This is a genomic window from Caulobacter sp. GW821-FHT10A06 (genome assembly GCF_059415805.1).
In genome coordinates this window covers 1-19,892 of record NZ_JBWKNY010000008.1, presented here as the reverse complement: position 1 = coordinate 19,892, position 19,892 = coordinate 1, and the positions used below count along the sequence as shown (strand labels likewise).

21 protein-coding genes and 1 tRNA gene are annotated in these 19,892 nt (G+C 69.0%); 12 read left to right on the top strand and 10 right to left on the bottom strand.

Annotated features, from left to right (window positions below):
• The first annotated feature begins 8 nt into the window (after positions 1-8).
• The gene (gene flgC, locus AC07NF_RS22680) at positions 9-428 is read left to right on the top strand and encodes a flagellar basal body rod protein FlgC (RefSeq protein ID WP_492813049.1); all 420 of its coding nucleotides are present in this window, start codon (positions 9-11) and stop codon (positions 426-428) included.
• A 10-nt stretch (positions 429-438) separates the two neighbouring features.
• Entirely contained in the window at positions 439-753 is a 315-nt protein-coding gene (gene fliE / locus AC07NF_RS22675; protein WP_454717512.1) for a flagellar hook-basal body complex protein FliE, read from the top strand.
• Here fliE and AC07NF_RS22670 read toward each other — a convergent pair.
• Both AC07NF_RS22670 and AC07NF_RS22665 read right to left on the bottom strand, forming a co-directional pair.
• The gene (locus AC07NF_RS22670; protein WP_494632850.1) at positions 750-1,778 is read right to left on the bottom strand and encodes an SAM-dependent methyltransferase; all 1,029 of its coding nucleotides are present in this window, start codon (positions 1,776-1,778) and stop codon (positions 750-752) included. The two genes, fliE and AC07NF_RS22670, sit on opposite strands and share 4 nt — an antisense overlap.
• Positions 1,779-1,946: 168 nt before the next feature.
• Complete coding sequence (locus AC07NF_RS22665; protein ID WP_454717509.1) at positions 1,947-2,105, bottom strand: hypothetical protein; 159 nt, start codon at positions 2,103-2,105, stop codon at positions 1,947-1,949.
• A 150-nt stretch (positions 2,106-2,255) separates the two neighbouring features.
• On the opposite strand from AC07NF_RS22665, the gene AC07NF_RS22660 reads away from it, so the two are divergent.
• The gene (locus AC07NF_RS22660; RefSeq protein ID WP_494632848.1) at positions 2,256-3,017 is read left to right on the top strand and encodes an ATP-binding cassette domain-containing protein; all 762 of its coding nucleotides are present in this window, start codon (positions 2,256-2,258) and stop codon (positions 3,015-3,017) included.
• The gene (locus AC07NF_RS22655; RefSeq protein WP_494632847.1) at positions 3,010-4,548 is read left to right on the top strand and encodes a glycine betaine ABC transporter substrate-binding protein; all 1,539 of its coding nucleotides are present in this window, start codon (positions 3,010-3,012) and stop codon (positions 4,546-4,548) included. Before AC07NF_RS22660 ends, AC07NF_RS22655 begins: the two co-directional genes overlap by 8 nt.
• Here AC07NF_RS22655 and hutU read toward each other — a convergent pair.
• Genes hutU through hutI form a run of 4 tightly spaced genes read right to left on the bottom strand, consistent with a single transcriptional unit; the run spans position 4,545 to position 9,746 of the window.
• On the bottom strand, positions 4,545-6,209 hold the full coding sequence (hutU, locus tag AC07NF_RS22650; RefSeq protein WP_494632845.1) for a urocanate hydratase: 1,665 nt from the start codon (positions 6,207-6,209) through the stop codon (positions 4,545-4,547). The two genes, AC07NF_RS22655 and hutU, sit on opposite strands and share 4 nt — an antisense overlap.
• Positions 6,209-7,018, bottom strand: coding sequence for an N-formylglutamate deformylase (gene hutG / locus AC07NF_RS22645; protein ID WP_494632843.1), 810 nt, complete (start codon positions 7,016-7,018; stop codon positions 6,209-6,211). The genes hutU and hutG overlap by 1 nt, the downstream gene beginning before the upstream one ends.
• Positions 7,015-8,556: a histidine ammonia-lyase gene (gene hutH / locus AC07NF_RS22640; RefSeq protein ID WP_494632841.1), complete on the bottom strand. Its 1,542-nt coding sequence runs from the start codon at positions 8,554-8,556 to the stop codon at positions 7,015-7,017. Before hutH ends, hutG begins: the two co-directional genes overlap by 4 nt.
• Positions 8,541-9,746 carry an imidazolonepropionase gene (gene hutI, locus AC07NF_RS22635; protein ID WP_494632839.1) on the bottom strand — a complete coding sequence of 402 codons (1,206 nt, stop codon included), beginning with the start codon at positions 9,744-9,746 and terminating at the stop codon, positions 8,541-8,543. The genes hutH and hutI overlap by 16 nt, the downstream gene beginning before the upstream one ends.
• A 72-nt stretch (positions 9,747-9,818) precedes the next feature.
• Here hutI and AC07NF_RS22630 point away from each other — a divergent pair, with 72 nt between their 5' ends.
• The 4 genes from AC07NF_RS22630 to AC07NF_RS22615 all read left to right on the top strand — a co-directional run bounded on the left by AC07NF_RS22630 (position 9,819) and on the right by AC07NF_RS22615 (position 13,727).
• Positions 9,819-11,195, top strand: coding sequence for a formimidoylglutamate deiminase (locus tag AC07NF_RS22630; RefSeq protein WP_494632837.1), 1,377 nt, complete (start codon positions 9,819-9,821; stop codon positions 11,193-11,195).
• A complete protein-coding gene (gene hutC / locus AC07NF_RS22625) occupies positions 11,192-11,899 on the top strand; it encodes a histidine utilization transcriptional repressor HutC (RefSeq protein WP_494632832.1) in 708 nt (235 codons plus the stop codon). The genes AC07NF_RS22630 and hutC overlap by 4 nt, the downstream gene beginning before the upstream one ends.
• Positions 11,900-11,965: 66 nt before the next feature.
• Positions 11,966-12,505 (top strand): DUF1993 domain-containing protein, encoded by a 540-nt coding sequence (locus tag AC07NF_RS22620; protein WP_494632831.1) that lies wholly within the window; start codon positions 11,966-11,968, stop codon positions 12,503-12,505.
• Positions 12,506-12,638: 133 nt separating this feature from the next.
• The gene (locus AC07NF_RS22615; RefSeq protein WP_494632829.1) at positions 12,639-13,727 is read left to right on the top strand and encodes a hypothetical protein; all 1,089 of its coding nucleotides are present in this window, start codon (positions 12,639-12,641) and stop codon (positions 13,725-13,727) included.
• 7 nt (positions 13,728-13,734) lie between these two features.
• Here AC07NF_RS22615 and AC07NF_RS22610 read toward each other — a convergent pair whose 3' ends face one another.
• Positions 13,735-14,184: a GFA family protein gene (locus tag AC07NF_RS22610; protein WP_494632827.1), complete on the bottom strand. Its 450-nt coding sequence runs from the start codon at positions 14,182-14,184 to the stop codon at positions 13,735-13,737.
• Positions 14,185-14,264: 80 nt separating this feature from the next.
• On the opposite strand from AC07NF_RS22610, the gene AC07NF_RS22605 reads away from it, so the two are divergent.
• Positions 14,265-14,735 carry a hypothetical protein gene (locus AC07NF_RS22605; RefSeq protein ID WP_494632824.1) on the top strand — a complete coding sequence of 157 codons (471 nt, stop codon included), beginning with the start codon at positions 14,265-14,267 and terminating at the stop codon, positions 14,733-14,735.
• A gap of 37 nt (positions 14,736-14,772) precedes the next feature.
• Here the strand turns inward: AC07NF_RS22605 and AC07NF_RS22600 are convergent.
• The 3 genes from AC07NF_RS22600 to ybaK form a co-directional block, all read right to left on the bottom strand.
• Positions 14,773-14,849: transfer RNA gene (locus tag AC07NF_RS22600), tRNA-Met, on the bottom strand.
• A 56-nt stretch (positions 14,850-14,905) separates the two neighbouring features.
• Complete coding sequence (locus tag AC07NF_RS22595; protein ID WP_494632821.1) at positions 14,906-15,205, bottom strand: hypothetical protein; 300 nt, start codon at positions 15,203-15,205, stop codon at positions 14,906-14,908.
• Between the two features lie 4 nt (positions 15,206-15,209).
• Complete coding sequence (gene ybaK / locus AC07NF_RS22590) at positions 15,210-15,686, bottom strand: Cys-tRNA(Pro) deacylase (protein WP_494632819.1); 477 nt, start codon at positions 15,684-15,686, stop codon at positions 15,210-15,212.
• Between the two features lie 48 nt (positions 15,687-15,734).
• Here ybaK and AC07NF_RS22585 point away from each other — a divergent pair, with 48 nt between their 5' ends.
• From AC07NF_RS22585 to AC07NF_RS22575, 3 genes are all read left to right on the top strand, one after another.
• Positions 15,735-17,393: a copper resistance system multicopper oxidase gene (locus AC07NF_RS22585; RefSeq protein WP_494632817.1), complete on the top strand. Its 1,659-nt coding sequence runs from the start codon at positions 15,735-15,737 to the stop codon at positions 17,391-17,393.
• Entirely contained in the window at positions 17,393-18,127 is a 735-nt protein-coding gene (locus AC07NF_RS22580; RefSeq protein ID WP_494632815.1) for a copper resistance protein B, read from the top strand. The genes AC07NF_RS22585 and AC07NF_RS22580 overlap by 1 nt, the downstream gene beginning before the upstream one ends.
• Before the next feature lie 97 nt (positions 18,128-18,224).
• The gene (locus AC07NF_RS22575) at positions 18,225-19,817 is read left to right on the top strand and encodes a fatty acid--CoA ligase (protein ID WP_494632813.1); all 1,593 of its coding nucleotides are present in this window, start codon (positions 18,225-18,227) and stop codon (positions 19,815-19,817) included.
• The last annotated feature ends 75 nt before the right edge of the window (positions 19,818-19,892 follow it).

Here is a 19,892-nt window from a genome sequence, read left to right as displayed (position 1 = left end):
ACTAAGCAATGCCCGAGATCAAATCCAACTCGCTGGCGACCATGGCCGTGGCCTCGTCGGCCCTGCGCGCCCAGCAGGGCCGCATGCGCGTCATCGCGGAAAACATCGCCAACGCCAACTCCACCGCGCGCACCGCCGGCGGCGACCCCTATCGTCGCCAGATCCCGGTGTTCAAGCCGACCCAGGTGCAGGGCGCCGAGGGTGTGCAGATGCTGCGCGTCGATCCCGACCAGTCGGACTTCAAGAGCGAATACGATCCCGGCAATCCGGCCGCCGACGCCAAGGGCTACGTCAAGACGCCCAACGTCAACACGCTGGTCGAGGCGCTGGACATGAAGGAGGCGCAGCGCGCCTACGAAGCCAACCTCAACGTCATCGAGACGGCGCGCTCCATGGAAGCGCGCACCCTCGACATCCTGAAGAAGTAGAGGCTAGGCCATGATCACCGCGCTCGCCGCCGCCAAGGCCTATGCTTCGCAAGGCGCCATGGGCGTCGGCTCGATCGGCTCGCTGGGCGGGACCGACAAGGCCAAGGGCATGGACTTCGGCGACATGCTGAAGTCGGCCATGGACGGCGCGACCAAGGCCTCCAAGGTCGCCGAACACAAGATCGCCGACCAGGTGGCCGGCAAGGCCGAACTGGTCGACGTCGTCACGGCCATCAGCTCGGCGGAAGCCAGCCTGGAAACGGTGATGGCCGTGCGGGATCAGGTGATCTCGGCCTATCAAGAAATCATGCGGATGCCGATCTAAGGGACCGGCGCCAGGCGGTAGTGGCTGACGCCCCACTCGGCCCCGTCCCGATCGCCGAACAGGCCCGCGGTGGCCAGGAAGAAACGCCGCCAGCGACGCGCCCACAGACGGGCTTCGGCGCCGTAGACCTCCCGCATCAGGCCCATCACCTCGTCCTCGTGCCGATCGAAATTGGCCAGCCAGTCGTTGGCCGTCCGCGCATAGTGGGCGCCGCTCCACCGCCAGTCGGCCTCCACCTCGAACAGGTCCGGATACTGGCGCATCAGGCCGTGGCTAGGCATCAGGCCGCCCGTGAAGAAGTGCTGGGCGATGAAGTCGGAGCGGTCCTCGACCTCGAACCGATAGGGCGCCGAGCGATGGGCGAAGACGTGGATAAAGGCGCGTCCCTCGGGCGTCAGCCAGCCGCGCATTCGCGTCAGCAGCGCGCGCCAGTTGGCCATGTGCTCGAACATCTCGACCGAGACGATGCGGTCGTAGGTCGACGGGGCCTGGAACGCGTTCATGTCGGCCGTGACGACCGTCAGATTGCCCAGCCCCATCAGCTTGGCCTCCCGATCGATGAAGGCCTTCTGGCCGCTTGAGTTCGACACGGCCGTGATCCGCGAGTTGGGATAGGCGCAGGCCATCCACAACGACAGCGAGCCCCAGCCGCAGCCCAGCTCAAGCACCGACTGGCCGTCGGCCAGCCCGGCGTTCTGGCAGGTGCGAACCAGGGCGGCGTCCTCGGCCTCGGCCAGGGTGCTGTCGGGCGTCTCGTAGTAGCCGCTCGAATATTTCAGCCGCGGACCCAGGACGCGCTCGAAAAAGCGCGGCGGCAGTTCGTAGTGCTGGGTGTTGGCCGCCGCGACATGCTCGGCCACGGGGCGTTGGGCCATCATCTCCGCGAACCGCACCTCGGCGTCGGTAGGCGTCGACGCCAGCTGTCGGCGGGCGTTGGCCACCAGGGCGGCGATCGCCGGCCGGGCGACGAAGTCGGGAAAAGGCGCGTCCTGCAGGCGGTTTATCGATGCGGTCAGAAGGCTCATGCGGAACGTCCTGTGGTGGCTTCCTGGACAGGTACGCCAGCACGCGGGCGGCGGATGGAGCGCGCAAAAAGAAAGGCCGCGCCTCGGGGGAGGACGCGGCCCAGTTCGCTTCAGGGGGAGAAAGAAAACGCTACGCTTACAGAACTGAGCGCTCAGATACGCGGGCGCCTACAAATGCAGGAAGGTCTTGGCGACCGCGAACAGGCCGCCCCAGACGATCGCGTTCAGCACCGAGGCCAGCAGCACCGCGAAGCCCAGGGGCCATTGGCGGGGCGCGCGACGAGCAGGGCGCGGATCGAACGTACGGGCTTGCGTGGCGACGGTCATGAAGACGCTCCTTGAACCTGTTCCTCATGGTCGAGATTGACTCGGCCTGTGCGAACCTGACGACCTGTCGCGCGCCGCCTTGTCGCACCCTTCATTCGAGTCAACGCTCGGAGACGGCGAAAGGTTGATTCTCCCCCGCCCGGAGCCCCCATGAGCGCCATCGTCCTCGACCAGGTCAGCAAGACGTACGGCGGCCAGACGGTGCTGCACGAGACGTCGCTCGAGATCGCCAAGGGTCGCTTCGTCGCCCTGGTCGGCGGCTCGGGCGCGGGCAAGACCACGCTGCTGAAACTGATGAACGGCCTGTCGACGCCGACGCGCGGGCGGGTGCTGATCGACGGCGAGGACATCGCCGAACGGCCGGGGCCGGAGCTGCGGCGGGGGATCGGCTACGTCTTCCAGGAGATTGGCCTCTTCCCGCACATGACCGTGGCCCAGAACATCGGCGTCACGCCGGACCTGCTGGGCTGGCCGGAGGGGGAGATCGCCGCGCGGGTCGACGAGCTGCTCGACCTGGTGGCCCTGCCGCGCGCGGTCGCCGGCCGCGCGCCGTCGCAGCTGTCAGGCGGTCAGCGCCAGCGGGTCGGTGTGGCCCGGGCCCTGGCGGCGCGGCCCTCGATCCTGCTGATGGACGAACCGTTCGGGGCGCTGGATCCGGTGACCCGCGTGGCCCTGGCCGACGATGTCCGGGCGCTGCATGACCAACTGGGTCTGACCACCGTGATGGTCACCCACGACGTCGGCGAGGCCCTGCTGCTGGCCGACGAGGTGGTGGTGATGGCCGATGGCTGGGCGCTGGCCTACGCGCCGCCTCAGGAACTGCTGGCGGGGCATCCCGACCCGGTGGTCGCCGACCTGATCGCCTCGCCGAAGAAGCAGGCCGAGCGTCTGGCGGAGCTGGCCCGTGGCTGATCGACTTTCCTCTGCACTCGCCGTCTTGCCTGAACGCCTGGGCTGGCACGTGACGCTGTCGGCCTCCGCGCTCACGCTGGGCCTGGCCATCGCTTTGCCGCTGGGCATCGCCGCCGCGCGTAACCCGCGTCTGAAATGGATCGCCCTGGGCGCGGCTGGCCTCGTTCAGACCATTCCGAGCTTGGCCCTGCTCGCGCTGTTCTACCCGGTGTTGCTGCTGCTCTCGGGGCTGGCGGTGAAGGTGCTGGGGCACGGCTTCCCGGCCCTGGGTTTCCTGCCGTCGTTGCTGGCCCTTACCCTCTATTCGATGCTGCCGATCCTGCGGAACGCGGCGGCGGGCGTGTCTGGGATCGATCCCGCCGTGGTCGAGGCCGCGCGGGGCGTGGGCATGACTGATCGCCAGCGGCTGTGGCGGGTGGAGCTGCCCCTGGCCGCGCCGGTGATCATGGCGGGCGTGCGCACCGCCGCCGTCTGGACGATCGGGGCCGCGACGCTGTCGACCCCCGTCGGCCAAACCTCGCTGGGCGACTACATCTTCTCAGGGCTCCAGACCGAGGACTGGGTGGCGGTGCTGGTCGGCTGCGCGGCCTCGGCGGGCCTGGCGCTGATCGTCGACGGCCTGCTGGGCCTGATCGAGGGCGGCGTGGCGCGACGAGACGGCAAGCGGCTATGGGCCGGCGGCGTGGGGCTCCTTATCGGCCTCCTGGCCGCGCTGGGGCCGCTGGTGGTCCCGCATGACAAGCCGGCCTACGTGATCGGGGCCAAGAACTTCTCCGAGCAGTACATCCTGGCCGAGCTGATGGCCGGCAAGCTGGAGGGGCAGGGCGCCAGCGTCCAGCGCCGCGTGAACCTGGGCTCGGCGGTCGCCTACCGCGCCCTCGCGAGCGGCGAGATCGACGCCTATGTCGACTATTCCGGCACCCTGTGGGCCAACGTCCTGAACCGCACCGACAACCCTGGCCGACAGGCGGTGCTGGACGGCCTTCGCACCGAGCTGAAGGCCCGTGATGGCGTCGTGTTGCTGGCCCCGCTAGGCTTCGAGAACGCCTACGCCCTGGCCATGCGCCGCGACCGCGCCGAGGCCCTGGGCGTGAAGACCCTGGCCGACCTGGCGACCAAGGCTCCGCAACTGACCATGGGCGGCGACCTGGAGTTCTTCTCGCGGCCGGAATGGGCGGCGGTGGTGAAAGCCTACGGCCTGGAATTCAAGTCCAAGCGCCAGTTCCAGCCGACCTTCATGTACCGCGCCCTGGAGAGCCGCGAGGCCGACGTGATCTCGGCCTTCTCGTCGGACGGCCGGATCGCGGCTGATGACCTGGTGCTGCTGGGCGATCCCAAGGGGGCTCTGCCGCCCTACGACGCGGTGATCCTGGTCTCGCCGAAGCGGGCGGGGGATCGGCGGTTGCTGGACGCCCTGACGCCGCTGGCCGGCAGCATCGACGTCAAGGCGATGCAGGCGGCCAACTACGCGGTCGACCGCGACACGGGCAAGAAGAGCCCCACCGAGGCGGCGGGGCTGCTGGCGCGCTAGAGGATCCCCGGCAGGTCCAGGCCCTTCTCCCGCGCGCAGTCGAGGGCGATGTCGTAGCCGGCGTCGGCGTGGCGCATGACGCCGCTGGCCGGGTCGTTCCACAGCACCCGCGCGATGCGCTTGGCGGCGGCCTCGGTGCCGTCGCAGACGATCACCATGCCGGCATGCTGCGAGAAGCCCATGCCCACCCCGCCGCCGTGGTGCAGCGACACCCAGGTCGCGCCCGAGGCGGTGTTGAGCAGGGCGTTCAGCAGCGGCCAGTCCGACACCGCGTCCGAGCCGTCCTGCATGGCCTCGGTTTCGCGGTTGGGCGAGGCGACCGAGCCGCTATCTAGGTGATCGCGGCCGATGACGATCGGGGCCTTCAACTCGCCGCTGGCGACCATTTCGTTGAAGGCCAGGCCCAGGCGGTGACGGTCGCCCAGACCGACCCAGCAGATGCGCGCCGGCAGGCCTTGGAATTTGATCTTCTGCCCCGCCATGTCGAGCCAGTTGTGCAAGTGCGGGTTGTCCGGGATTAGCTCTTTGACCTTGGCGTCGGTCTTGGCGATGTCCTCGGGGTCTCCGGAGAGCGCCGCCCAGCGGAACGGGCCGATCCCCCGGCAGAACAGCGGGCGGATATAGGCCGGCACGAAGCCCGGGAAGTCGAAGGCGTTGGCGACGCCTTCCTCCAGCGCCATCTGGCGGATGTTGTTGCCGTAGTCGACGGTCGGGACGCCAGCGGCCTGGAAGTCCAGCATGGCCTGCACGTGGACCGCCATCGAGGCGCGGGCGGCCTTGTCGACCGAGGCCGGGTCGCGTTCCTTGGCGTCCGCCCACTGGTCCAGGGTCCAGCCGGCCGGCAGGTAGCCGTTGATCGGGTCGTGGGCGCTGGTTTGGTCGGTCAGCAGGTCGGGTCGGACGCCGCGCTTGTAGAGCGCCGGCAAGAGCTCGGCGGCATTGCCCAGCAGGCCGACCGAGATCGGGGTCTTGGCGGCGCAGGCTTCCGCGATCCAGGCCAGGGCTTCGTCGACGCTGTCGGTGGACTTGTCGAGATAGCCGGTGCGCAGCCGCATCTCGATCCGCGAGGGCTGGCACTCGATGGCCAGGCACGAGGCGCCAGCCATCACCGCCGCCAGGGGCTGCGCGCCGCCCATGCCGCCCAGGCCCGCCGTCAGCAGCCACTTGCCCGACAGGTCGCCGGCATAGTGCTGGCGGCCCATCTCGACGAAGGTCTCGTAGGTGCCCTGCACGATGCCCTGGGCGCCGATATAGATCCACGAGCCGGCGGTCATCTGGCCGTACATGGCCAGGCCCTTCTTATCGAGCGCATTGAAGTGCTCCCAATTGGCCCAGCGCGGCACCAGATTGGAGTTGGCGATCAGCACGCGCGGGGCGTCGGCATGGGTGCGGAAGACGCCCACGGGCTTGCCCGACTGCACGAGCAGGGTCTGGTCATCCTCGAGCCGGCGCAGGGTCTCGACGATCTTGTCGAAGCTCTCCCAGTCGCGGGCCGCGCGGCCGATGCCGCCGTAGACCACGAGTTCCTCGGGCCGCTCGGCGACGTCGGGGTGCAGGTTGTTCATCAGCATCCGTAGCGGGGCTTCGGTCAGCCACGACTTGGCGGTGAGCTCGGTCCCGGTGGCGGGGCGGATGACGCGGGTGTTGTCGCGGCGGGTCATTAGGGTCTCGCGAACTGGAGGCAGGCGGAAAGGACGTCTTCGAGCACCAGGCGCAGGGGTTCGGCGCGGTCGGCGTGGAAGGGCGTGGGCCAGGTGTCTTCGGCGGGCGGCTCGGCCGGGTCGTCCATGTAGCCCCGGCAGGCCAGCTCCATCTGGAGGGCGTGGACGCCTGTAGCGGGCTGGCCGTAGTGGCGCGTGGTCCAGCCGCCCTTGAAGCGGCCGTTGGTGACGCGCGAGCGGCCCGAGGCGTCGCAGGCGGCCTCGACGGCGGTGGTCAGGGCGTCATCGCAGCTTTGGCCGCTGTTGGTCCCGAGATTGAACTGCGGCAGCTCGCCCTCGAACAGGCGTGGCACCAGTGAGCGGATCGAGTGGGCCTCGTACAGCACCACGGTCGGATGCGCTCTGCGCAGGCGATCGATCTCGGCGCGCAGAGCGGCGTGGTAGGGCTCGAAGTACAGCGTCTGCCGCCGGTCGATCTCGGCCTTGTCAGGGCCGCCGTCGCGATACAGCGGCTCGCCGTCGAAGGTGGTGGTCGGGCACAGCTCGGTCGTCGCCTGGCCCGGATAGAGCGAGGCGCCCGACGGGTCGCGATTGACGTCGATCACCGTCCGCGAGATCGCCGTCCGCACGATCGTCGCGCGCATGCCCTCGGCGAAGGCATACAGCCGATCGACCCACCAGTCGGCGTCCTTCCGGGCCAGCCACGGCGAGGCGAGACCGGCCTCGATCTCCGGCGGGATCTGCGTCCCCGTGTGCGGCAGGCTGACGATCAGCGGCGCGTCGCCGCGCGTGACCTGCAGCCAGCTCATGCGACGAGCCCCGGCAGTTCACCCGCCGCCTCGATCACCGCGCCCGAACGGACCAAGGCGTTCGCCGCCTCCATGTCCGGGTGGAAGTGGCGGTCATCGTCCAGCTGCGGAACCTGGCTCCGCGTCAGCTTGCGCACGGCTTCTAGCGCCTTGCTCGACCGCAGCGGCGCGTGGAAGTCGCAGCCTTGCGCCGCCGCCAGCAGTTCGATGCCCAGCACCGCCATGGCGTTCTCGACCATGCCCAGCAAGCGACGCGCGCCGTGGGCGGCCATCGAGACGTGGTCCTCCTGGTTGGCCGATGTCGGGATCGAGTCGACGCTGGCCGGATAGGCCTTCTGCTTGTTCTCCGAGACCAAGGCGGCGGCGGTGACCTGCGGGATCATGAAGCCGGAGTTCAGGCCGGGCTTGGGCGTCAGGAACGCCGGTAGCCCCGACAGCGCCGGGTCGACCAGCATGGCGATGCGGCGCTCGGCGATCGAGCCGATCTCGCAGACGGCCAGGGCGATCATGTCGGCGGCGAAGGCCACCGGCTCGGCGTGGAAGTTGCCGCCCGACAGCGCCTCGTCGGCTTCCGGGAAGATGAGGGGGTTGTCCGAGACGCCGTTGGCCTCGGTCGCCAGGGTGGTCGCCGCCTGGCGCAGCACGTCCAGCGCCGCGCCCATCACCTGCGGCTGGCAGCGCAGGCAGTAGGGGTCCTGGACCCGCTCGTCCTCCTTCAGGTGCGAGGCGCGGATTTCGGACGTGGCCATCAGGCCGCGCAGGGCGGCGGCGGTCTCGATCTGGCCGGCATGGCGGCGCAGGGTATGGATGCGCGGGTCGAACGGCGTGTCCGAGCCCTTGGCGGCTTCGGTGGACAGTGCGCCGGTGACCAGAGCCGACTGGAACAGGCGCTCGGCGTCGAACAGGGCGGCCAGGGCGTTGGCGGTCGAGAACTGGGTGCCGTTCAGCAGGGCCAGGCCTTCCTTCGGGCCCAAGGTCAGCGGCTCCAGGCCGGCCTTCTTCAGCGCCTTGGCGGCCGGCTTGCGCTCGCCGTCGACGAAGATCTCGCCGACCCCGATCATGGTCGCGGCCATGTGCGACAGCGGCGCCAGGTCGCCAGAGGCGCCGACCGAGCCCTGGCACGGGATCACCGGGATCAGGTCCTGCCGCAGCATCTCCTCCAGCATGCGCACGGTCTCGACCCGCACGCCCGAGGCGCCTTGCGCCAGGCTGGCCAGCTTCAGGGCCATCATCAGGCGGATGACCGGCACGGGGGAGGGCTCGCCGACGCCGGCGGCGTGCGACAGGACGATATTGCGCTGCAGGGTCTCGAGGTCTGCGTCGCCGATGCGGACGCTGGCCAGTTTCCCAAAGCCCGTATTGATGCCGTAGACCGGCTCGCCCTTGGCCAGGATGCGTTCGACCGCCGCCGCGCTTTCGGCGATCACCGGCCAGGCGGTCTCGGCCAGGGTCGCGGTCGCGCCGCGATAGATCGCCTTCCAGTCGGCCAGCGGCACGTCGCCGGGGTTCAGAACGAGCTTGGTCACAGGCCTCTCCACACGCGCGCATGGAGCGGGTTGAAGCCCATGCGATAGACAAGTTCGGCGGGACGCTCGACGTCCCAGATGGCGAGATCGCAGGCCTTGCCGGCCTCCAGCGTCCCACGATCGTGCAGCAGCCCCAGCGCCCGCGCGGCCTCGCGCGTGACGCCCGCCAGGCACTCCTCGACGGTCATCCGGAAGAGCGTGGCGGCCATGTTCATGACCAGCAGCGGCGAGGTCAGGGGCGAGGTGCCGGGGTTGCAGTCGGTGGCCAGGGCCATCGGCACGCCGGCTTTGCGCAGCGCCGCGATCGGCGGCGCCTTGTGTTCGCGGGTGAAGTAGTAGGCGCCAGGGAGCAAGGTCGCGACCGTGCCCGAGGCGGCCATGGCGGCGATCCCGGCTTCGTCGAGGTGTTCCAGGTGATCGGCCGACAGGGCGTCGAACTCGGCGGCCAGCGCCGCGCCGTTCAGGTTCGACAGCTGCTCGGCGTGCAGCTTGACCGGCAGGCCGTGGCTGCGGGCGGTCTCGAACACACGGCGGATCTGGTCGGGCGAGAAGCCGATGCCCTCGCAGAAGCCGTCGACCGCGTCGGCCAGGCCGCGCGCGGCGATGGCCGGGATCATCTTCTCGCTGACCAGGGCGATGTAGCCGTCCTTGTCGTCGCGGTACTCGGGCGGCAGGGCGTGGGCGCCCAGGAAGGTCGTGCTGACCCCGATCCGGCGGATGTCGCCCAGCGTGCGGGCGGCGCGCAGGCTCTTGATCTCGTCGTCCAGCGACAGGCCGTAGCCGGACTTGATCTCGACGGTGGTGACGCCCTCGGCGATCAGGGCGTCCAGGCGGGGCAGGGCGGCTTGCACCAGCTCGTCCTCGGACGCCGCGCGGGTGGCCCGCATGGTCGAGACGATGCCGCCGCCGGCCAGCGCGATCTCCTCGTAGGAGGCGCCGGCCAGGCGCAGCTCGAACTCGTGGGCGCGGTCGCCGGCGAAGACCAGGTGGGTGTGCGGGTCGACTAGGCCAGGGGTGACCCAACGGCCTTCGCAATCGATCGTGTGGTCGGTCTCGAAGGCAGGCGCGTCATCGGCCGAACCAGCATAGACGATGCGGCCGTCGCGGGCGGCGATCACGCCATCCTCGATGATTCCGAGGCCCGGCTGTGTGGGGGCGAGGGTGGCCAGACGGCAAGTTATCCACAGGGTGTCGCAACGCATCCGGTCCGTCTCCCTCGCTTGCAGTCGGCTTCAATATGTATAGACATATTTGCGAACGATGAGGCTTGTCCAGTGACCGACGCGCAGAATTCCGACTCCTCGACGGTGGTCTGGTGCGAGAGCGCCCTGCTGGCGGACGGCTGGGCGCGCGGCGTGAAGTTCACCATCACCGATGGCCGCATCGGGCGGATCGACACCGACACCTCTGCCGGCGACACCCAACGCCTGGGTCCCGCCCTGCCGGGCCTGGGCAACGTCCACAGCCACGCCTTCCAGCGCGCCATGGCGGGCCTGGCCGAGACGCGCGGCGAGACCGGCGACAACTTCTGGACCTGGCGCGAGGTCATGTACCGCTTCCTGGAGCGGCTGGACCCCGACATGGCCCAGGCCATCGCCGCCATGGGCCAGGTCGAGATGCTGGAGGGCGGCTTCACGCGGGTGGGCGAGTTCCACTATCTGCATCACGCGCCAGACGGCGGCTTCTATGACAACCCGGCCGAGATGGCGGTGAGCATGGCGGCGGCGGCGCAGGAGACCGGCATCGGCCTGACCCTGCTGCCGGTGTTCTACGCCCACAGCAACTTCGGCGGCCTGCCGCCCACCGATGGCCAAAAGCGCTTCATCCACAACGTCGACGGCTTCGCCCGGCTGGTCGAAGCCTGCCGCGAGATCGTCGCGCCCCTGCCCGAGGCGGTGGTCGGGATCGCGCCCCACAGCCTGCGCGCGGTGACCGGCGAGGAGTTGACCGCCATCCTGCCCCTGGCCGCTGGCGGGCCGATCCACATGCATGTGGCCGAGCAGACCAAGGAGGTCGACGACTGCCTAGCCGCCACCGGCCAGCGTCCTGTCCGCTGGCTGATGAACCACACCGAGGTCGGCAAGCAGTGGTGCCTGATCCACGCCACCCACATCAACGCCACCGAGACCGAGCGCCTGGCCAAGAGCGGCGCGACCGCCGGCCTGTGTCCGGTGACCGAGGCCAATCTGGGCGACGGCGTCTTCCCGACCCCGGACTATCTGTCGGCTGGCGGAGCTTTCGGAATCGGCACCGACTCCAACATCGTGATCGATGCGGCCCAGGAACTGCGGACCATGGAATACGCCCAGCGCCTGACCCGCCGGGCCCGTAACGTGCTGGCGGGCGGTCCCAAGCGCTCGACCGGCGGCGACCTTTGGCGCGGGGCGACGGTCGGCGGGGCTCAGGCGCTTGGCGTCGGACGCGGCGGCCTGCGTCGCGGGGCGCCGGCCGACTTCATCACGCTCGACGCCAACCATCCGAACCTGATTGGCCGCTCGGGCGACACGCTGATCGACAGCCTGGTCTTCGCCGGCGGCGGCATCGACACCGTCTGGCGGCACGGCAAGCAGCTGGTCTCCGGCGGTCGCCACCACGCCCGCGAGACCATCCAGGCGCGCTACGTCCAGACCCTGAAGGCTCTGCTAGCGTGACCGGACCGCTGCACCAGCGCATCCGCGCCGACATCGAGGCTCGCATCCGCTCGGGCGAGTGGGAGCCGGGCCACCGGGTGCCGTTCGAGACCGAGCTGATGACCCAGTACGGCTGCGCCCGCATGACGGTCAGCAAGGCCATGGCCGCTCTGGTCGAGGCCGGGCTGATCGTGCGCCGCAAGCGCGCCGGCTCGTTCGTGGCCCGGCCCAAGGTCCATGCGCCGGTGCTGAACATCCCCGACATCCAGTCCGAGATCGTCGCGCGCGGCGAGGCCTACGCCTTCCGCCTGCTGTCGCGCACGGTGCGGGCGGCCGACCGCGACAATCCCGAGGAGGTCGAACTGGCGGCCGGCGGCAAGCTGCTGGAACTGGACGGCGTGCACGACGCTGGCGGCCGGCCCTTCGCCCTGGAGCGGCGGCTGGTCTCGCTAAAGGCCGCGCCCGAGATCGAGATCGCCGACTTCAACGCGCATCCGCCCGGCGCCTGGCTGCTGGAACACGTGACCTGGACCGAGGCCGAGAGCCGCATCGGCGCCATCAACGCCGACGCCGACGACGCCCGCCTGCTGGCCCTGGACGAAGGCGCGGCCTGCCTGGTCGTCGACCGTCGCACCTGGCGCGAAGGCCAGCACGTCACCCGCGTGCGCCAGATCTTCCCCGGCGAGGCCTACGACCTGGTCGCGCGGTTCGGGCCTGGCGCCTAAGGGCCCGGCCCCTCTGGCGTTGGGCGTCTCCGTCAGCTTAGCTCCGCCCCAAACCGGAGAGCCCCCATGGACCTGCACGCGATCGCCGTCCCCACCTACGCCCAGATGCTCAAGGGCCTGTCGAACCAGCTGACCAAGGCCGAGGCCTTCGTCGCCGACAACGGCCTGTCGCCCGAGGACCTGATCACCGCCCGACTGGCGCCGGACATGTTCCCGCTGTCGACCCAGGTGCGGTTCGTCTGCACCCAGGCCAGCGACATGCTGCGGCAGCTGACCGGCTCGGACTCGTTCACCCCGGCCGAGGACGCGGCCGACTTCGACGGCCTGCGCGCCCAGCTGGCCGAGGCCGCAGCCAAGGTGCAGGCGACGCCGGCCTCGGCCTTCGACGGCGCGGCCGAGAAGACGATCGAGCTGAAGATGCCCAACGGCATCGTCTTCGACATGACCGGCGAGCAGTTCCTGCGCGACTGGGCGCTGGCCCAGTTCTACTTCCACCTGACCACGGCTTACGCGATCCTGCGCCACAAGGGCGTGGCCCTGGGCAAGCCCGACTGGGTCTCGCACATGTTCGCCTACATCCGTCCGGGCACGCTGCCTGGAGGGTAAGGCTGGCTGGAGGTTGAGTCGGCTCGCAACCCCCTGACCTGGGGATGTCGGCCAGGGCGTCCTGGCCCGTAGAACGGCGTTCGGGGACAGTGAGCGACGCGTGGTGCGACGAGGGTCCCGCAAGGGACCCGCCATGGCCGAACCGACGCTTCGCGACTTCCAGTTCCTGATCCAGCTGGTCGACAGCGGCCTGATCCAGGCGACCTTCAAGTTCCTCGACCTGCGGCCGCTGCTGAAGAGCTTCGGCGTGCTGACGCCCGATGTCGACGCGGCCCTGGCTCTGGTCGAGGCCAATCCGGCCCTGGTCAATATCGGCGTCCAGACGCTGAAGGAGGCCCTGACCAAGTGGCCGCTGGATACGCCGCTCAGTGTCGCCTTCGGCACGGGCGGCGGCGGCGGGACGGGCGGCGGCGCGGTCTCCAATCCGATCGTGCTGACCGACGCCCAGATCAAGGACGCTTACAAGGCCCTGGCCGGCATCGCCTCGACCTCGTCCAAGGCGCTGTCGGAATATCTGACCGGCCCCAACGGCGAGAAGGTGGTCAACGCCTTCTATGCCGAGATGAAGCTGCTGGCCCAGCTGCAGGTCGACGTCACGGCCGGCAAGATCACCAAGGCCGTGTTCCTGGACAAGCTGATCAGCTTCTCGGCCGACACCTCGGCGCTGGCGCTGCAGGCGATGAACTTCTTCACCGGCAAGACCCCGACCCAGGCGGCGCTGAACGAACTGATCGACAGCGCCACCAACACCAGCGACCTGACCGACTTCGCCTATGCGATCTACAACACCGAGAACAAATACATCGAGTTCGCGGTCAACCAAGCCATGAGCGGCACGGGGGCGGTGACCTTCAAGACAGCCTACGACACGCTGACCTTCCGCGACGCGGCGGCCAAGATCTATGACGCCATCATCGGCAATACCAAGGCCCAGGCGGCGGGCGTCAATGTCGGCGCCGCGCTGGACTACATCGTGTCCCAGCAGAAGTACTTCGAGGCCTATGGCCACGACGCCCTGGGGGCCAAGGCGGCGGTGGCGGGCTTCCTGATGTCCAAGGGGCTGGAGGCCGGCGTCGGCGCCTATGCCGAGGCGGTGAAGGCGTTCCTGACCAAGGCCTATGACGGCACGGCGACCTACGGAACCGAGCTGGTGGGCGCGGCCAAGGCCGTGGCGCTGGTGGGGCAGGCTGTCGACACCCACGACGCCGGCGCGATGGCTTAATCCGGCCCTAGTCCGGCATCGTCTCGAACACGGTCACGCCCTCGGGCAGGACCACCCAGTCGGGCTTGTCGCGGCCGAACAAGGCCATGGCGGGCTTGAAGAGACCCGGGTCGTCCAGCGACCCGGCATAGATGGTGTGGGAGTCATGCAAGCCATGCTCCCCGCCAAAGACGAGGCCCCCGCAGTTCGGGCAGGAATTGCGGGTGGCCTCGCCGCCTCGGAACGCGCGGCTGCGATACTGCCGCGCCGGCCCCGTGATGGTCAGGGCCGAGGCCGGAAAGCCCATGAACGGGATGAAGCCGCTCCCTGACGCCTTGCGGCAGTCGGCGCAGCAGCACACGCCCATGAAGTTCGGGGCGCGATCAGCCTCCCAGCGCAGCGCGCCGCACAGGCATCCGCCTTTGAAGGCCATTTCGGTCATGTCGGCAGAGTAGGGGCTGGGTTGAGCGGTGGTCAAACTGTGTTCGCGCTCAAGGGTAGTGGTTGCCGAGCTGCAATCTGTGGCATGGGTCGGCGATGGGCGCGGGCAACAGGAAGTTGGGAAAGCTGATCGGTCAGGCCGTGCTGGTGGGCGTGGCGCTGTTTACGATCTCGCTGCTGGTGCGGGCCGCAGCCAATACGATCGTCGGCGGTCCCACCAAGGGACCCGCGCCGCCACCGCTCGACACCGAGACCTGGTTGGTGGCCGTGGAGTGGGTCCTGCTGCCAGCGCTGATCGAGACGCCGTTCGTCACCTATCTGGTGCGGCGCACGAACCGCGAGCGGATGTCGCTGGCGCTGTGGATCATGCTGGCGATCATCTTCGGTGGAGCCTGGTTGCTGCACGGCGCCAGCCCGGGGACGCTGGGCCAGGCCTTCGCTTTCCTGCTGATGGCCTACATGTCCTGGGACTGGTCCAGGCAAGCCGGGCGCTTCGCCTATGGCCTAGCGATCCTGTCGCACGCGGTGTGGAACGGCATCGGCATGGCGCTGCACCTGGCCAAGCATCCGCCTCACCCGCCGGGGTGACATCGCGTTGTATTTTCAGGGAGAAAGAGGTCAGTCCTGGTGGTTGGAGGCGGGATCGAACCGCCGACCTGTGGGTTATGAATCCACCGCTCTAACCATCTGAGCTACCCAACCAAGCCAGGAGGCGCGGCTTATAGGCGAGAACCGCGCGGGATATCAAGCGGGCGGCGTCACTTCCGAAAGACCAGGGTCAGCAGCAGGACCGCGCCGGCGACGAGGGCGACCGCCATGGCGGCGCGATGCAGGCGGGTCATGGTCCCCAGCGTGGGCGGCAGACCCTTGTTCGAGCCCCACATTAGGTCGAGGTCCGGCGCTGGGTGAAGGGTCGCTTCGGAGGTCTTCAGGCGTGGGTCGTCGGGCCGCTTGTCCTTGAGGGACTTGGCCTCCTGCCTCGCGGCCAGCCGGGAGGCCTCGCCCACGATGGCGGCGACGAGGAGGACGACCAGCGCGACGATCTGGAGCCAGGACACGGGGCTACTCCGAAACGATCGCGGCCGTCACCGCGCCCAGGGCCTTCACCGCATCGGCCGGGGCCAGCTTGACCTGCAGGCCCCGCTGGCCCCCGTTGATGAAGACGTACGGTTCGGCGAGGGCGGCTTCCTCCATCACCGTCGGCAGGCGCTTCTTCTGGCCGAAGGGGCTGACGCCGCCGACCTTGTAGCCGGTGATGCGTTCGGCGTCGGGGACGGGGGCCATGGCGGCCGACTTGCCCTTCAGGGCGGCGGCCAGCTTCTTCATGCTGACCTCCTTGTCCGAGGGCAGGATGGCGCAGGCGGGCTTGCCGTCCAGCATCACCACCAGGGTCTTGAGCACCCGGCTGGGGTCTTCGCCCAGGGCCTCGGCCGCTTGGAGACCGACGCGCTCGGATCCAGGGTCGTAGTCGTACGTATGCAGGTCGAACGCGACGCCGGCCTTGCTCAATGCGATCGTGGCGGGGGTGCTCTTGGACATGCTTCGGGTGATACCCAAGTGCGGTTCAGGTTGGAATACGGATAGCGGATGATCGATCGAAGGACCTTGCTGCGCGGCGCTTTCGGACTGGGCGCGGCCGGCCTGCTGCCCGAATGGGCGATGGCCAGCGAGGGCGCGCGACCGGCGGCGCTGTCGGGCGACGAGATCAAGCTGACCGTCGGCCACACGATGGCGAAGATCGACGGCAAGGCCGGCCATGCGGTGACCGTCAACGGCACGATCCCCGGCCCGCTGATCCGGCTGAAGGAAGGCCAAAACGTTCGGCTGTCGGTTACGAACACCCTGGATGAAGACACCTCGATCCACTGGCACGGCCTGCTGGTGCCGTTCCAGATGGACGGGGTGCCGGGCGTCAGTTTTCCGGGCATCAAGCCGGGGGAGACCTTCACCTACGAGTTCCCGGTGCGGCAGGCGGGCACCTACTGGTGGCACAGCCATTCGGGCTTGCAGGAGCAGGTCGGCCACTACGGCCCGATGATCATCGATCCGGCCGGCGAGGACCCGATCGGTTACGACCGCGAGCACGTGGTGGTGCTGTCGGACTGGAGCTTCCTGCATCCGCACGACCTGTTCCGGAAGCTGAAGGTCAATGCCGGTCACTTCAACATGCAGAAGCAGACGCTCAGTGGCCTGTTGGCGGGCCAGGACCAGTCGCTGAAGGACCGCGTCGAGTGGGGCAAGATGCGGATGGACCCCACCGACATCGCCGACGTCACCGGCTCGACCTACACCTATCTGATCAACGGCCAGGGGCCGGGCGACAACTGGACCGGGCTGTTCAAGCCGGGTGAGCGGGTGCGGCTGCGGTTCATCAATTCAGCGGCCATGACGATCTTCAACGTCCGTATTCCGGGCCTTGGCCTGGAGGTCGTGGCGACTGACGGCCAGCCGGTCGTTCCGGTGGCGGCAGACGAGTTCCAGATCGCGCCGGCCGAGACCTATGACGTCATCGTGCGGCCTTCGGAGGACAAGGCCTTCACCCTGGTCGCCGAAGCGTCCGACCGCTCGGGGCTGGCGCGTGGGACCCTGGCGCCGCGCCTGGGCATGACCGCCGCCGTGCCGCCGCTGCGCAAGCGTCCGCTGGCGACCATGAAGGACATGGGCATGGGGAACATGCACCATGGGATGGACATGCCGGGCATGGACATGTCGATGCGCTCGCAGAGCAACGCCCCGAACGTGCCGCTGACGCCGGGCGTCCAGACCATCTCGCCGATGCCGATGGATCGTATGGGCCAGCCGCCTCAGGGGTTGGAGGATGTCGGGCACAAGGTGCTGCGCTACGTCGACCTGGCCAACCTCGTTCCAGCCAAGGACACGCGGCCGCCGGGCCGGGAGATGGAGATCCACCTGACCGGCAACATGGAGCGCTTCATGTGGGCGTTCGACGGCGAGGCGTTCGGGCCGATCAAGAAGCCGATCGCCTTCCAGCGCGACGAGCGGGTGCGCGTGGTGCTGATCAACGACACCATGATGGCCCACCCGATCCACCTGCACGGCCACTTCTTCGAACTGGTCAACGGCCAGGCGCATCAGCCGCTGAAGCACACGGTCAATGTCGCGCCCGGCGGTAAGGTCGCCTTCGATCTGACGGCCGACGAGCCCGGCGACTGGGCCTTCCACTGCCACCTGCTGCTGCACATGCATGCGGGGATGTTCAATGTCGTGACGGTGCGGCCGCTGTGATGGTCCAGCATGAGCATCACCACGCGCCGCCGCCGGCGATCGAGCAACCTGCGCCGGCCGTTGCGGGCGACCACGCCGCCGAGCGATTCTACACGCCGCAGCAGATGGCCGCCGCGCGCGCCCAGCTGATGAAGGAGCATGGCGGCGGCAGCTTCTGGACCGTCCGCGCCTATGTCCTGGAATACCGTTCGCGCAAAGGCGCCGATGGCCAGGCGTTCGAAGGCGAGGCATGGTGGGGCAATGACGCCTCCAAGTGGGTCGTGAAGGCGCGAGGCGAACGCACTGACGGCGAAGGCTGGGAAACCGGCGAGGCCGAGCTGCTGAAGGCCTGGCCGGTCGGCCCCTATTTCGACCTGCAAGCAGGCGTCCGCTACGACCTGGCCCCGAAGGGCCGCAGCTACGCCGCCGTCGGCTTCGAGGGTCTGGCGCCCTACTGGTTCGAACTCCAGGGCGCGGCCTATCTGTCCGACCAGGGCAAGGTCTCGGCGCGGGGCGAGGCGTCCTACGACCTGCGCCTGAGCCAGCGGCTGATCCTGCAGCCGCGTCTCGAGGGCGACCTGGCCGAGGCCGGGGCGGGGCGGCTCGAGGGCGGCCTGCGGCTGCGCTACGAGATCACCCGCGAGTTCGCGCCCTATGTCGGGGTCGTCCGGGAACGGACCTTCGGGCCTCTGACGCCGCTGGGCGAGCGGGCGGGCAGCACGGCGGTGGTAGTCGGCGTCCGGGCCTGGCGCTGACGCCCTATCGATACGGATAGCTTGCCGGTTGCGTAAGCCTGGCCCAACATCCGTTTGACCCGCCATCAGAGTGGGCAAACCGAGGGAGCCAGGCCTGATGTCGAGCGCGATCGATTTCGACCGCATGCATACGCTGGGCGACGTCGCCCGCTATCATGCGGAGGTGCGGCCCGGCGACGTGGCGTTCGTGTTCGAGGGGCGAGAGACCAGCTTCGAGCAATTCGACCGCCATGCGAACCAGGTGGCCAACGCCCTGATCGCGGCGGGCCTGGGGACCGGCGACCGCGTCGCCTATGTCGGCAAGAACAGCGACCATTATTTCCAGCTGCTGCTGGGCGCGGCCAAGGCTGGGGTGGTGACGACGCCGATCGGCTGGCGGCTGGCGTCGGCCGAGGTCGCCTATATCGTCGCCGACAGCGAGGCCCGGATGGTCTTCGTCGGTCCCGAGCTGATCACCCACGTCGATGCGGTCGGCGCGGCGCTGGCCCAGCGTCCGGTGGTGATCGCCATGGAAGCCGAGGGGGCGGGCGAGCACCCGACCTTCGAGGCCTGGCGTGATGCGCAGCCGGGCGCCGATCCGCACAAGCCGATCGAGACCTCGGACATCGCCATCCAGCTCTACACCTCGGGCACCACGGGGCGGCCCAAGGGCGCGATGCTGACCCACGACAACCTGCTGGGCATGCGGCGCGAGGCCTCCAAGAACCCGATGGCCTGGAACCAGTGGGGGCCGGAGGACGTCAGCTTGGTGGCCATGCCGGTCGCCCATATCGGTGGCACCGGCTGGGGGCTGGTGGGCCTGATGAACGGCGCCAAGGGCGTGGTGGCGCGCGAGTTCGATCCCTTCAAGGTGCTGGATTTCATCGAGAAGGACCGCGTCTCCAAGATGTTCATGGTGCCGGCGGCGCTGCAGATCGTGGTGCGCCAGCCGAGGGCCCGCGAGATCGACTATTCGCGGCTGAGCCACATCCTGTACGGCGCCGCGCCCATCCCGCTGGATCTGCTGCGCGAATGCATGGAGGTGTTCGGCTGCGGCTTCGTCCAGCAGTACGGCATGACCGAGACGACCGGCACGGTGGTCTATCTGCCGCCCGAGGACCACGACCCGGCCGGCAACAAGCGCATGCGCGCGGCGGGCCTGCCGATGCCGGGCGTCGAGATCAAGGTCATGGACGACGCGGGGAACAGCGTGGCCACGGGCGCCGTGGGCGAGATCGCCATCCGCTCGGGCTCGAACATGGCCGGCTACTGGAAGCTGGACGACGCCACGAGGAAGACGGTCGACGCCGACGGCTGGCTGCGCACCGGTGACGCCGGCTACCTGGACGAGGACGGCTACCTGTTCATCCACGACCGGGTGAAGGACATGATCATCTCGGGTGGCGAGAACATCTATCCCGCCGAGGTCGAGAGCGCGGTGTACGGCCACCCGCACGTGGCCGAGGTGGCGGTGATCGGCGTCCCCGACGAGAAGTGGGGCGAGGCGGTGAAGGCGGTGGTCGCGGCCAAGCCGGGGGTGACGCCGGATGCGGCGGATATCATCGCGTTCGCGCGGACGCGGATCGCGGGGTTCAAGGTTCCGAAGTCGGTGGATTTCGTGGAGGCGTTGCCGAGGAATGCGTCGGGGAAAATCCTGCGGCGGGAGTTGAGGGCACCGTACTGGGAGGGCAGGGAGCGGCAGGTCAACTAGATCCTCCCCCTAGCGGGGGAGGTGGCGCGAAGCGCCGGAGGGGGAACAAGTCCTGGCTCCGGCTACTTCCCCCTC